11 protein-coding genes are annotated in these 12,695 nt (G+C 62.9%); all 11 read right to left on the reverse strand.

Translation table 11 applies throughout. The annotated features are described in order from the left end of the window. Positions 1-39 precede the first annotated feature (39 nt). Positions 40-387: a cytochrome o ubiquinol oxidase subunit IV gene (gene cyoD, locus FIU81_RS07330; RefSeq protein ID WP_124112546.1), complete on the reverse strand. Its 348-nt coding sequence runs from the start codon at positions 385-387 to the stop codon at positions 40-42. After that, complete coding sequence (locus FIU81_RS07335) at positions 384-1,004, reverse strand: cytochrome c oxidase subunit 3 (protein ID WP_124112547.1); 621 nt, start codon at positions 1,002-1,004, stop codon at positions 384-386. Before FIU81_RS07335 ends, cyoD begins: the two co-directional genes overlap by 4 nt. Then, positions 1,001-3,079 (reverse strand): cbb3-type cytochrome c oxidase subunit I, encoded by a 2,079-nt coding sequence (locus tag FIU81_RS07340; RefSeq protein ID WP_124112548.1) that lies wholly within the window; start codon positions 3,077-3,079, stop codon positions 1,001-1,003. Before FIU81_RS07340 ends, FIU81_RS07335 begins: the two co-directional genes overlap by 4 nt. Continuing rightward, the gene (locus tag FIU81_RS07345; RefSeq protein WP_216644284.1) at positions 3,076-4,068 is read right to left on the reverse strand and encodes a cytochrome ubiquinol oxidase subunit II; all 993 of its coding nucleotides are present in this window, start codon (positions 4,066-4,068) and stop codon (positions 3,076-3,078) included. The genes FIU81_RS07340 and FIU81_RS07345 overlap by 4 nt, the downstream gene beginning before the upstream one ends. A gap of 211 nt (positions 4,069-4,279) precedes the next feature. After that, entirely contained in the window at positions 4,280-6,544 is a 2,265-nt protein-coding gene (locus tag FIU81_RS07350; RefSeq protein ID WP_172971423.1) for a xanthine dehydrogenase family protein molybdopterin-binding subunit, read from the reverse strand. Beyond that, positions 6,544-7,542, reverse strand: a complete 999-nt coding sequence (locus FIU81_RS07355; protein WP_124112550.1) for an FAD binding domain-containing protein — start codon at positions 7,540-7,542, stop codon at positions 6,544-6,546. Before FIU81_RS07355 ends, FIU81_RS07350 begins: the two co-directional genes overlap by 1 nt. Positions 7,543-7,547: 5 nt before the next feature. Beyond that, on the reverse strand, positions 7,548-8,156 hold the full coding sequence (locus tag FIU81_RS07360; protein WP_124112551.1) for a (2Fe-2S)-binding protein: 609 nt from the start codon (positions 8,154-8,156) through the stop codon (positions 7,548-7,550). A 311-nt stretch (positions 8,157-8,467) separates the two neighbouring features. After that, entirely contained in the window at positions 8,468-10,372 is a 1,905-nt protein-coding gene (locus FIU81_RS07365) for a beta-galactosidase (RefSeq protein ID WP_124112552.1), read from the reverse strand. Next, complete coding sequence (locus FIU81_RS07370; protein ID WP_152460906.1) at positions 10,369-10,986, reverse strand: 2-dehydro-3-deoxy-6-phosphogalactonate aldolase; 618 nt, start codon at positions 10,984-10,986, stop codon at positions 10,369-10,371. Before FIU81_RS07370 ends, FIU81_RS07365 begins: the two co-directional genes overlap by 4 nt. Further along, positions 10,983-11,891 carry a 2-dehydro-3-deoxygalactonokinase gene (locus tag FIU81_RS07375; protein ID WP_152460907.1) on the reverse strand — a complete coding sequence of 303 codons (909 nt, stop codon included), beginning with the start codon at positions 11,889-11,891 and terminating at the stop codon, positions 10,983-10,985. Before FIU81_RS07375 ends, FIU81_RS07370 begins: the two co-directional genes overlap by 4 nt. Before the next feature lie 4 nt (positions 11,892-11,895). Beyond that, a complete protein-coding gene (locus tag FIU81_RS07380) occupies positions 11,896-12,663 on the reverse strand; it encodes an SDR family NAD(P)-dependent oxidoreductase (RefSeq protein ID WP_124112928.1) in 768 nt (255 codons plus the stop codon). Positions 12,664-12,695 lie beyond the last annotated feature (32 nt).

The raw sequence follows: 12,695 nt of genomic DNA on the forward strand, positions 1-12,695 counted from the left end.
CGCGCCCAATAGCGTATCGGATCGCGCGCGCCAACGGGGCTACATCATTCGGTCCATCAAATCGGCGAGCACCCAAAGCGTTCCGAAACCCATGATCGACAGCAGCAGGATGGTGAACAGCAGGACTTGCAGGTCCTCTCTTTTCTGGTGGCTGAGGTCGATGTGCAGAAAGATGCGCAGGTGAACGACGATTTGCGCCAGAGCCAGCGCGACCAGCAGCCAGATCGTCGTGCCGCGCGGGAAGAGATCGGACATGACCGATCCGAACGACAGAACTGTCAGCACGACAGACAGCACCAGACCAAGGGTATAGAACCGCCGCTCTGACCGCTCTTCAGCATTCTTGGAATCGAGCAGCAGTCGCTCTTTGATGTCGCTGAACTTCATGCCACCCCCGCCAGAAAGACCATCGAGAAGATGCCGACCCACACGACATCGAGGAAATGCCAGTAAAGGCCCATCCGCGTGACCCGGCTTTTGACTTTATCGGTCAGGCCGAACCGCAGGATCTGCGCCGTGATCGTACCCATCCACAGCAAACCGGCAGTGACGTGCAACCCGTGCAGCCCCACCAACGCCCATAAAGCGCTGAGATAGCCGGACCGTTGCGGCACGGCACCGATCTCGATCCAGTGCAGGAAGTCGATGAATTCGATGACCAGGAACCCCAGCGCTGAAGTCGCCGCAATGGCCAGCCATCCCAACGTGCGCCAGCGTTCGTCGTGATACTTCATCGACAGGCTGGCCCAGCTGAACCCGAAGGACGAGCCCAGCAAAAGCGCCGTTTGCAACGCGATGCTGTGAAGGTTCGTCACCTCCTCTGGGCCCGGCCCGCCTGCGGTGGCGCCGGTCATCGTGCCGAAGACGGCGAAGACGATGCCGAATGTGACAAGGTCGCTCATCAAGAACAGCCAGAAGCCGAAGACATTCACTTCGGCGTGCTTGGTGTCCCCGGAATAGCCAAGGTTCATGCCCGGATGGACGTTCTGTTCCACTTGGCTCATGCCCCTTCCTTCAGATAGTCGGACGCGGCATAGCCACGGTTGGCGGAACTGGTTTCGTGATCGCGGTTCACGCCCTTGCCCAATTGGATCGCCTCGATCCATGCGTTGTTGACGCGCCGTACCTCGACCGCTGGGATCACCACCTCTTCATGCTCCCGGAACGAACGCATGACGAGCCAGCCGATCACCACGACGACCGACAGGATCGCCAGCCACCACATGTACCACGTCATCGCGAAGCCGAAGGCGGTGGTGGCCAGGAAGATGACCAGACCGGCGGCGGTCGGCGGCGGCAGGTGGATGTCCCGGTATTCGGGCGGCAGCACGTAGGGGCGGCCCTCTGACTTTTCCTTGGCGAAAGCGTCACGAGACACGACTTCCGGGATCACCGGGAAGTTCCACGGCGGAGGCGGAGACGGCGTAGCCCATTCCAACGTGCGACCGTCCCACGGATCGCCCAATGGCACCGCCAGACGATCCCGGTTCCGGATCGAAATGTAGAGCGTTGCGAACAGGCCTGCGAAAGCCGTCAGCAGGATGAACGCTCCGATCACGCAGACGATCATATAGGGAACAAAAGCCGGATCATCGAAGGCGGCCGACCGGCGCGGATAGCCCATCAGCCCCACGACGTAGAGCGGAAGGAACGTCAGGCAGAAGCCCACGATCCACAGCATCGCGGTGATCTTGCCCGCACGCTCATCCAATCGGAAACCGAAGGCCTTGGGGAACCAGATGTGAACCCCTGCCAGCGTGCCGAACAGCAGCCCCGGCAGCAGCACGTTGTGGAAGTGAGCCACGACGAACTGCGTATTGTGGACCTGCCAGTTGATCGACGGATTGGCGAGGATGATCCCCGAGAAGCCGCCGATGGTGAACAGGATCAGGAAGCCGGCCATGTAAACGATAGGAACGGTGAAACGGATGCGCCCGCGCCACAGGGTCGTCATCCACACGTAGACCTTCACGCCCGTGGGGATCGCGATCAGTCCCGTGGCGATGCCGAAGGCCACGTTGACCGTCGCACTGTTCCCCATGGTGAAGAAGTGGTGCAGCCAGACCATGAAGCTGAGCACGGCGATCGACATCGTCGCGATCACCAGCGAGGTGTAGCCGTAGATGCGCTTGGCCCCGAAGGTGGAGACAAGTTCCGAGAAGATGCCGTAGGCGGGCAGGATCAGAATGTAGACTTCCGGGTGGCCGAACATCCAGAACAGGTTTGCATAGTTCATCATGTTGCCGCCCAGATCATTCGTGAAGAAGTGAAAATCCAGGTAGCGATCCAGCGCCTGCATGATCGCGGCAACGGTTAGCGGCGGCAGCGCGAAGGTCATCAGGATGCCGGTGCACAGCGCTGTCCATGTGAAGACGGGCATGAACATGAACTTCATGCCGGGCGCGCGCATCTTGTAGATAGTTACAGAGTAATTGATGCCAGAGAAGGTTGAGCCGAAGCCCGAAATCGCTATGGCCCACACCCAATAATCCGGCCCCGGACCGGGGTCGAAAGCGGCGGATGTGAAGGGCGGATATGCCGTCCAGCCGCCCGTTTCGAACGCACCGACGACAAGGCTGATCATGCACAGCGCAGCGCCGGTCGCGGTCAGCGCAAGGCTGATCTGGTTCAGCATCGGGAACGCCATGTCGCGCGATCCGATCTGCAGCGGCACAAGATAATTGATGAAGCCGTTGATGAAGGGCATCGCCACGAAGAAGATCATGATCGTGCCGTGCGTGCTGAAGAGCTCGGCGTAGTGATAGGCCGACAGCACACCGCCATCCAACGCGGTCGCCTGATGGCTGCGCATGGCAACGCCTTCCGCGATGCCGCGCGCGAACATCACGAAACCCATGATCATGTACATGATGCCGATCTTCTTGTGATCGACGGTGGTCAGCCATTCGCGATACAGCCACCCCCAGCGGCCCAGATAGGTGATCCAGCCGATCAGTGCGACGAAGGCGAACACCGCGCCCCAAGCTGCTCCGGACGCGACAAGGCTGTCGATGCTGAAGTCGTGGAAGACCTCCCACAGCTTGAGGTCATCCCAGTGCAGACGTCCGAAGATGTTCATTCCATGCCCCCCATCATGCCCATAGCCAAAGGTTCGGGCAGGATCGCGGCATCGGGATCATAGACGGGGCTTCCGGGTTGTTGTTCGGGTGGAACAGGCTGGCCGTTCAGGTAGCGGGCCATGACCCGGTCGAAGAGCTGCGGTTCGGCCAGTGAAAAGACGACCGGGCCTCCGGGCGTCCGTCCGAACATGGAACGCACCTCGTCCAGATCGGTGCTTTGAGCGAGGCGCGCGTAGGTCTCGACATCCAAAGGCTCGGCTTTGGTCGCGTCATCGACCCATTGGGCAAAAGTGGTGTCTTCCACCGCCCGCACGCTTGCCCTTTGGCGGGCAAAGCCGGGGCCGTTGTATTGCGTGTTCTCGGCGACCGTGGTGCCGGGACGGTCGGCCAGAAGGCTCAGGCGCGTCCGCATCCCGGCCATCGCGTAGATCTGCCCCGCAAGACCCGGCGCCATGAAGCTTTGCATCACGGTGTCGGAGGTCAGCCGCATCTGAACCGGGCGGCCCACTGGGATGACCAAATCGCCAACACTGGCGACGCCGAGTTCAGGGTAAAGATACAGCCATTTCCAATCCAGACCGATGACATCGACCATGACCGGGGGGCCAGTCAGACCGGTGTCCAGACGCTCTGCCATCTCGTCGTCTATGGTTCGGTAGGGGTCGAGCAAGTAGACCGCCTGCGCCAGCCAGACCGACAGTGCGATGACGATCACCAAAGGCACGCCCCATTGCACCAGTTCCAGCTTGGTGTTGAACGCCCAATCGGGCGTGTAGGTCGACTTGGGATTGCTGCGCCGGTAGCGCCAGTAGACCCACGGTGTGCAGACGATCACAGGCAGCACCGCAATCGAGATGATCGCCGCAGCCCAGATAAGCTCGGACCGTTGCGCTCGCGCGATTGGACCCATGGGGTCGAGGAAATAATGCTCTGAGTCCTGCGCCAAGCTGGGCGCGGCAATCATCAGCAGACCGAAGGTGATAAGCACCGTGCGAAGCCTGATCTCAGACATACGCCGCCGACGCTGGATGCGATCCGTTCTTACGCATGGGCTGATACATGCACCCTGCTCCCTGGTTACCTGAGGCTGACGCCAAGACACGCCCTGCCCTTCCACACACATTCTAGAAGCGCAACGGACGGTTTCCACAAACACGCTGATGCGTGGCGCGGCAAACCGTCCGATGCCTTGGCGTTTGCTAGCTTGAAATCAGGTCCGACATGCGGATCGGCAGCGACGTAAGCCGCTTGCCGGTCGCGTGATAGACCGCGTTGCCGATGGCGGCGGCGGTGCCGACGATGCTCAGCTCTCCGATGCCCTTCACCCCTAGCGGGTTCACGTAGTCGTCCTGTTCTTCCAGCATTTCGACCCGAACCTCGCGGATATCGGCGTTCACCGGGATCAGGTACTCCGCGATGTTGGCGTTCAGGAATCGTGCGCGCGGGGTATCGACTTCTGTCACCTCGTGCAGCGCAGACCCGATGCCCCAGACCATGCCGCCCATAAGCTGCGAATGCGCGGTCTTGCGGTTCAGCCATGTGCCCGCAGCGAAAGCGCCATGCAGACGTGGCACGCGGATTTCGTGGGTGTACTTGTGGATATGCACCTCTGCCATTTCCGCGCCGAAGGCGAACATGGCGAATTCCGGAGTCACCGGACCGGCAGTGCCGTAGCCGCCATTGAAAGTGGCCGCGATCAACTCGTCGGTCAGCGCGGGGTGGCGGAACTCTCCGATCACCTCGATCTCGCCCTCCGGCAGCATCGACAAAGCTTCCTGCAGGCTTTGACTTTGACCATCGGGGCCGCGCAGCACGCCGTCTTCCAAGGTAACGCGCGACGCATCGACGCCCGACAGCGGACCGTCCGACATGGCAGAGACGCGCGCCGCGACCTGCTGGCCGATTTTCATGCACCCATCATGCACCGCCGAACCCGCAGAGGCTGCGGTGGTCGAGCCGCCGGAAATCGGTGCTACCGGGAAAGACGCTTCGCCCATCACCACGTCCACGGCCTCGACCGGCAAGCCAAGGCGCGCGGCGGCGACCTGCGCCATGATCGTGTAGGTGCCGGTGCCGACATCGTGCGCGGCCAACGCAACATAAGCGTTGCCCGTGGCCTGCATCCGCACCTGCGCGTTAGAAGCAAGGATGTTTGTCGGATAGGTCGCCGTGGCGCAGCCGTAGCCCACCAGCCAGTCGCCGTCGGTCATCGAGCCGATCTCTCGCCCACGATCCGCCCAGCCGAAGCTTTGGGACACCGCATCATAGCTTTCCATCAAAGAGCGCGACGAGAACGGCACGCCCGCCGTCGGGTGGGTCATCGTATCGTTGACGCGGCGCAATTCCACCGGGTCCATGTCCAGCTTCCACGCCAACTCATCCATTGCCGATTCCAGTCCCCAGAAGGTCTGGTACTCGTTCGGCGCGCGCATGAAGCCGCCGGTGTTGGTATCAGATCGCGACAGGCGCTGTTCGGTGTGGATATTCGGGCAGGCATACATGGCCCGCGCGATATGCGTGCCGGGGTTCACAACCGCATCGAATTGCGAGGTTTGCGCGATTTCGACATGCTCATAGGCCGTCAGCTTGCCATCGGCAGCGGCGGACAACCGGAACTCTTGCCGCGTCTCGGGACGGAAGGTGGCAACGGTATACATCTGCGGACGCGTCACGATCAGGCGGACCGGCGCACCGACGCCCTTTGCCGCCGCGATCGTCAGCATGGTGTAGGGCGTGATGCCAGCCTTTGAGCCGAACGCCCCGCCCACGAAGGGAGAGATCACGCGGACACTGGTTTCCGGCAAATCGTAGGCACCAGCGATGCCCGCCCGCAACGTGCGCACCGACTGCGACGGCATCCAGACGGTCAGCCGGTCGCCGCGCCATTCGGCGGTGGCCGAGAACATCTCCATCGGGTTGTGGTGCTGAAACGGCGTGGTGAAGGTCATGTCCACCGACTGCGCAGCCGCATCGTGGCCCGCCTGCAGGTCGCCCTTGGTCAGCACCATGCCGTCGCTATCTTCGCCCGCGCCCACGACGAAGTTGTCCGAGGCATCCATGTGAATGCTGGACTCGCCCTCTTCATAGGTCACCTGCACCAGATCGGCCCCGCGGCGCGCGGCGGCAGCGGTTTCGGCGACAACATAGGCGACGGGCTGACCGGCGTATTTGATCTCTGTCCCCTCCATCGGCCAGAAGCTCGCTGATCCGGGACCGCCCGAGTAGAAGCCCTTGACGGTCTTATAGTCCGGCAGGGTCTCATGCGTGTAGACCGCGACCACGCCCGGCTCGGCTTCTGCCGCGCTGGTGTCGATGGAGGTGACGGTGCCCACGGCGATGGCCGAACAGGTCAGCGCACCGTGCAACATGCCGGCTGGGATCACATCGGCGGCGTAAGTGGCCGTGCCTGTCACCTTGCGGCGGGCGTCCGTGCGGGTGACTTCGGTGTTGATCGTCTGGGCCATCATTCGCCTCCCATGCGGGATTTCACTTGGAGCAAAGCACCGGCGACGACATCCGCCCCCAATGCGATCTTGTAGGCAGAACCTTCCAGCGGCTCGGCATCCTGAAACGCGATGCGCCCCGCTTCCCGCGCCGTCTCTTCGGTCAACGGCTGGCCCTTCAGACTGTCTTCGGCAGCCGTCGCGCGCCACGGAACGGCCGCGACGCCCCCAAGACCGATGCGCACGTCACGCACCGTGTCGCCGTCCATCTCGACGCCCACAGCGGCAGAGGCAGAGGCGAAAGCGTAGCTCTCCCGCTCGCGGGCCTTGAGGTAGACGCTGTTCGCCATCGCAGGAATGACGGGCAGGCTGATCTCGGTCACGATCTCTCCTGGCTCCAGCACCGTCTCTGTCTGCGGATCGGTTCCCGGAAGAACGTGAAGCTGGTTGAAGGGAATGGTGCGGGTGCCCCCCGGCCCTTCGACCGTCACTTCGGCGTCGAACGCCACGAGCGTTTGCGCAAAGTCGCCGGGATACATTGCGACGCAGGCGTCCGAGCCACCGAAGATCGCGTGCAGGGTCGTCTCTCCGCCATCCAGGGCCGCGCAGCCCGAACCGGGGGTGCGCTTGTTGCACTGGCTATAGGCGGTGTCGCGGAAATAGGGGCACCGAGTGCGTTGCAAGATGTTGCCGCCCAGGGTGGCGACGTTGCGCAACTGCGGGCTGGCGGCCTTCCAGAGCGACTCGGACAGCGCAGGAAAGGCGTCGATCACGGCCTGGTCGTCGGCGACAGTAGACATCTTGGCGAGCGCGCCGAACCGCATCCGGTCTGGGCCAACCTCGAAGCCTTCCAGCGCGGATAAACCGCCGATGTCGACCAGCGCATCGGGGGTCTGCACGCCGATCTTCATCAGATCGACCATGGTCGTGCCACCGGCCAGGATCAGCGTGTTCTCCGCGCTGGCGGCCTCTGCGGCGTCGCCAATGCGGGTGGGGCGGGAATAGGCAAAGCTTTTCATGTGTCTTATCCCTGCTGGCTGTCGCGGACCTGCTCGATGGCGGTCACAATGTTCGGGTAGGCACCGCATCGGCACAAGTTGCCGCTCATGTATTCACGGATCTCTGCGGCGTCGTTGGCGTGGCCTTCGTCGATGCAGGCGATGGCCGACAGGATCTGGCCCGGAGTGCAGTAGCCGCACTGGAAGGCGTCGTTTTCGGCGAAAGCGGTTTGCATCGGGTGCAGGTCGCCGGTGGGATCGGCAAGACCTTCGACGGTCACGACCTCTGCCCCGTCGGCCATGACGGCCAGCTTCAGGCATGAGTTCACGCGGGCACCGTTCAGCAAAACGGTGCAGGCACCGCACTGGCCCTGATTGCAGCCGATCTTGGTGCCCGTCAGCCCCAACGTATCGCGCAGTGCTTCCACCAGTGTCGTGCGCGGCTCTACCGTGACCTGCCGAGAGGTGCCGTTCACGGTAATCGCGATGGTGCGCACCTCGGCGCTGGGCTGCTCGGCTTGGGCTTGCGCCGCGCCGACGGCCATGCCCAAGGACCCCGCAACGACCGAACTGCCTTGAAGGAAGCCGCGACGGGACACGCCGGGGCGGCGCAAATCTGGGGGTGACTTGGACATGGCAAACCTCTGACAGCTGTGATCCGTAGGTACGTGTCCCGCGAGACGATTTTGACAAGGCGTGTTTCCCAAACGGCAGGCAGCTTCATTATGTCGGTGCACGGAACAAACCTTTCAAAAACAGCGTGGTTTGACACGCCTCAACGCTGCGGATCGGGCACAATGACGCACTCTGATTAGCTCGTTGCACAGATCAGTCGGGAGATCCGTATCGCGAGTTCAGAATGATTGCTGAAAGGGGTATGCCATCGACGGGCCGTGGATTACTATAAGTCGTTGTCCAAAGCTCTGCGGTTCCGATCTTCCTACCATCATGCCTTCGCTTCTCGCCTTACTGCGCATGCCGGTAAAGAGATCTTATCAATTGTTTGTGGTCGGTCGGTGTAGTTGAACCAGAACCGTTCCGTTGCGGTATCCCGGCGGCGCACGCCTTCGGGCAAGTCTTGTGTCTCGACACTCACCTCTGCGCAAAGATCTCTCACCAGATCGCGCAAGGCCTCGTCATCCAGCCAACCGGCCACGTACAGTGAAGTGCCCGCCCGGACGACCGCTGGTTGACCATCGACAAAACTGCTGATGACGGTCTCGGTCGTGTCGACAATCTCGCGGTAGCCGTTCGCGAAACCACCTGTGTCAAGTGCAACTCCCGCCCCTTGGCGCAGAGTTTCGACATGCGACACTCGGATATCGAACGCGGGTAAGTTCGGGGGCAAGGGAACAGGAATTGCCATGTTTCTGTCGCGCGCGCCACTGCGAGGCCCCAGAACGACGATAGCTTCACTGTCGGCAAGATCTTTCTTCAGCGGTTCGCTCATATGCATCACGCCCGGCGCAAAAATGAGTCCGTAGCCCCTAAAGTCGCTTGTTCCGGGCGGCAGAATGTCGATCGACAGGCCCAAGGCGCGCAAGGCGCGGTAGGTGTCGAACACCAGCCCGAAATAGCTGAGCCCGTCGCCGTTCGGCTGGACGTTCCAAGCGGCATCGGCGTCGTAATCGAAGATCAAGGCAACAGGCGCTTGGACGGGCGCAATATCGGATGCATCCGCCAATTCCTGTGCGATCTGCGCGGCTTCATCGTATCCCGGTTCTTCCGTGCTATCGGGGCGTAGCAGCCCTGCATGCATTTGCTCCTGCGCCATGGGCGCCTGACGCCAGCGGAAATAACACACGGCCTCTGCGCCATGCGCGAAAGCCTCCCACGACCACAAACGAACCATACCGGGCAGCGGGGCCGGATTATGCGGTGCCCAGTTCACCGGGCCAGGCTGCTGTTCCATCACCCACCACCGCCCGCGCCCGACAGCACGGTAAAGATCATGGTGAAACGCCTGAAAATCTGGGTCACCCTGTCGCGCGTAGGCCAGCTTGCGCGTTTCGTCGGCCCCCACGCGATCCTCCAGAAAGCCCAACGGGTAACTGTCCCAAGTTGCAAAATCGAGATCTGCCCCAACCGCGAAATGGTCGAAATCTGTGATGCGGCCCATGTAGTTGTGAGAGATCGGTGCGTCCGAATGGGCGCGCAAAACCTCTGCCTGCTCGCGATTGAACGACACGACTTGATCCGAGCTGAAACGCCGGAAGTCCAACGCGTGAGCCGGCGCGGGTTCAGTCACGGTCAGGTTTGGCAGATCGATCTGATCGAAACTATCGTATTCCATAGACCAGAACACGGCACCCCATGCTGCATTCAGCGTTTCGATATCGCCGTAACGCGATTCCAGCCACTTACGGAACGCCCCCCGCGCAGCATCGCTGTAGGAGATGGTGGTGTCGTGGCAGCCGTATTCGTTGTCGGTCTGCCACGCGGCAACATGCGGATTGCGACCGTACCGTTCTGCCAGCCTGGTCACGATCTGCTCACATTCCGTGCGGTAGCCGACGTGGCTAAAGCAGTAATGACGCCGCGATCCGAACTTGCGGGGGCGACCTTCGACGTCGAGGGCGAGCATGTCGGGGTGTCGCTCCAGCATCCAACGCGGCGGGGTCGCCGTAGGCGTGCCGAGAACGACCTTGAGGCCCGCCGCTCCCAGCACGGCGATCGCGTCGTCCAGCCAATCGAACCGATAGTCGCCGGGTGCGGGCTCAAGGCGCTTCCAAGCGAACTCACCGATCCGCACCCATGTCAGGCCCAGATCGGCCATGCGGCGCGCGTCCTCTTCCCAGATAGCGCGTGGCCAGTGTTCGGGATAATAGCAGGTGCCAAGGGTACGTTTCATTTACCGTTCGCCTCCATCTTAGCATCATACGCTTCCACCAGCGTGCGCGCGCGGTCCGCCACCTCTGCCGCGGTCAGACCGGGTGTGTAGATGCCTGTGCCGATCCCGAAGCCGGTGGCGCCTGCTGCGATCCATTGGGCGAAGGTGTCGGGGCCGACACCGCCGACGGCATAGGTTCGCGTGCCTTCAGGCAGGACGGCACGGATCGCCGACAGGCCTTTCGGGCCGATCAGGAAGGCGGGAAAGAACTTCAGCCCATGCGCGCCGTGGCGCAGGGCGGTGAAGCACTCGCTGGGCGTGGCAACGCCCGGAAAGGACTGCATGTCATGGGCGCGCGTGGCTTCGATCACCGAAGGATTGCAGTCGGGAGACACGATCAGCCGCCCGCCCGCCGCATGAACATCGGCCACCGACTGCGCTGTCAGAACCGTGCCCGCGCCGATCAGGGCCGTATCACCGAACGCGTCGGCCAAGGCGGCAATGGAGGCCAAGGGATCGGGCGAGTTCAGCGGCACCTCGATCCGGTCGATCCCGGCGTCGATCAGCGCCTGCCCGATCGCCACGACGTCAGAGGGCTGAACGCCCCGCAGGATTGCGATGATCTCGCGGCTCATGTCGTTCCCTTCATCTGCATCCGGGCCGCCGTCAGGCCGGCGAGCGTCACCCGCGTGGCGTCCGTCACCGCAGGCAGCGCGCCGACCACCCGCAGCGCCTGCGCGTAACGGTCGGTCAGCGCACCGTCTCCGATCAGAGCCACGTTCTGCCCCAGCCAGTAGGGCCGCGTTCCGGCCAGTTCCAGACCGATCAGCCAGCCCGACAGGCGCGCGCGTGCGATCGCCGCGTCCAACCCGTGCAACAGGCCCTCGGCGCGCAATGAAAACAGGCGCGCGGTCAGTTGCGCGGGCGCGGTCATCGCGTCGTCCACCGCTTCGGCGAAGGCCGCATCGTCCCAGCCGGCACCGTCCAGCCCGTGCCGCAAAACCGATTGGCCCGACAGCAACGCGAAGAACTCCCCGGTCATCACGGTGCGGAAGCTGACGACCTCTCCGGCGCTGATCCGCGCCCATTTCGAGTGGGTGCCCGGCAGGCACAACACGCCATCGAAGTCGCCGTGGGCGGTCAGGAACCCGGCGATCTGCGTCTCTTCCCCGCGCATCACATCGGCAGGCTTGTCCTGGCGCATCCCCGGCAGGACATGCACCGCCATGCGCGGATCCCGCACCTCTGGCCGCACCGCTTGCGCGAAGACCGGAGGGGCCGCGGGGACCGCGATATAAGGTGCCTCCACCCAGCCCTGCCGCGCGCCCACCATGCCGCAGCAGATCACCGGCGTGACGCGGGCTTGGGGGAGATGCGCGTCGATCAGATCCAGCAGAGCGCCTTCGAACGCGGGGGGCGCAAGCGTCGCCATGCCGCGATCCGAACGCAGACGGTCCAGTACCGACCCGTCCGCGCCGATCACCCAGACCCGCAGCGCAGAGGTCCCCCAGTCAACCGCAATCCAGTCGGTGTCGCTCATGGTATCATCCCGTCGTCACCACACCGCCGTCCACAACCACGACCTGCCCGGTCATCATTCGGCTGGCCGAGGAGGCCATGAACAATACCGTGCCCACGATGTCGTCCTCCACCAGGTGCTCTTTCAGGCATTGCCGCTCCAGATGTGCTGTAAGTGCATCCGGCGTCGCCCACATGTCTTTCTGCTTGTCGGTCAGCACCCATCCGGGGGCCAGTGCGTTGACGCGGATGCCGCTCGGGCCGAATTCCCGCGCCAAGCTGCGCGTCAGTCCGGTGATGCCTGCGTTGGCGCTGGTGTAGGACGGGAAGCCCGCGTTGCCCATCATGTAGCTGACGGAAGTGAAATTTACGATCGCGCCGCCCCCGGCCTTCACCATGCCCGCCGTTATGGCCTGACACGCGAAGAAATAGGCCTTGAGGTTGATGGCTTGCGACCGGTCCCAGAACTCTTCCGTGACTTCTTCCGTCGTGTGGCGCTGGTCGTTCGCGGCGTTGTTGACCAGCACCGTGATTGGGCCGTGCGTCTCGGCCGCTTGGTCGAGCGCGCCCTGCAAGGCCGCCACATCGGTGATGTCGCAGGGGATGAACAGCGGGCGTCGGCCATGTTTCGCATCCATGGCATCGCAGAATGCGCCGGCGTCTGATCGCTGGACGAAGGCGACATGTGCGCCCTGGGCTAGAAAACCGTCGGTGATCGCGGCGCCGATACCGGACCCGCCGCCGGTGACGAAAACGGATGCGTCCTGTAGGTCGGGATAGGTGGCTTGGGTCATCGGTCGTACTTTTCATCAGGAGAAGGTTGCGG

Origin of the sequence: Palleronia sp. THAF1, from assembly GCF_009363795.1 — a bacterium.
GTDB lineage: Bacteria > Pseudomonadota > Alphaproteobacteria > Rhodobacterales > Rhodobacteraceae > Palleronia.

Coding starts and splice junctions, on each gene's coding strand:
- FIU81_RS07380 (WP_124112928.1), bottom strand. CDS start 12,663: ATGACCCAAGCCACCTATCCCGACCTACAGGACGCATCCGTTTTCGTC.
- FIU81_RS07365 (WP_124112552.1), bottom strand. CDS start 10,372: ATGAAACGTACCCTTGGCACCTGCTATTATCCCGAACACTGGCCACGC.
- FIU81_RS07360 (WP_124112551.1), bottom strand. CDS start 8,156: ATGTCCAAGTCACCCCCAGATTTGCGCCGCCCCGGCGTGTCCCGTCGC.
- FIU81_RS07335 (WP_124112547.1), bottom strand. CDS start 1,004: ATGAGCCAAGTGGAACAGAACGTCCATCCGGGCATGAACCTTGGCTAT.
- FIU81_RS07375 (WP_152460907.1), bottom strand. CDS start 11,891: ATGAGCGACACCGACTGGATTGCGGTTGACTGGGGGACCTCTGCGCTG.
- cyoD (WP_124112546.1), bottom strand. CDS start 387: ATGAAGTTCAGCGACATCAAAGAGCGACTGCTGCTCGATTCCAAGAAT.
- FIU81_RS07350 (WP_172971423.1), bottom strand. CDS start 6,544: ATGGCCCAGACGATCAACACCGAAGTCACCCGCACGGACGCCCGCCGC.
- FIU81_RS07355 (WP_124112550.1), bottom strand. CDS start 7,542: ATGAAAAGCTTTGCCTATTCCCGCCCCACCCGCATTGGCGACGCCGCA.
- FIU81_RS07370 (WP_152460906.1), bottom strand. CDS start 10,986: ATGAGCCGCGAGATCATCGCAATCCTGCGGGGCGTTCAGCCCTCTGAC.
- FIU81_RS07340 (WP_124112548.1), bottom strand. CDS start 3,079: ATGAACATCTTCGGACGTCTGCACTGGGATGACCTCAAGCTGTGGGAG.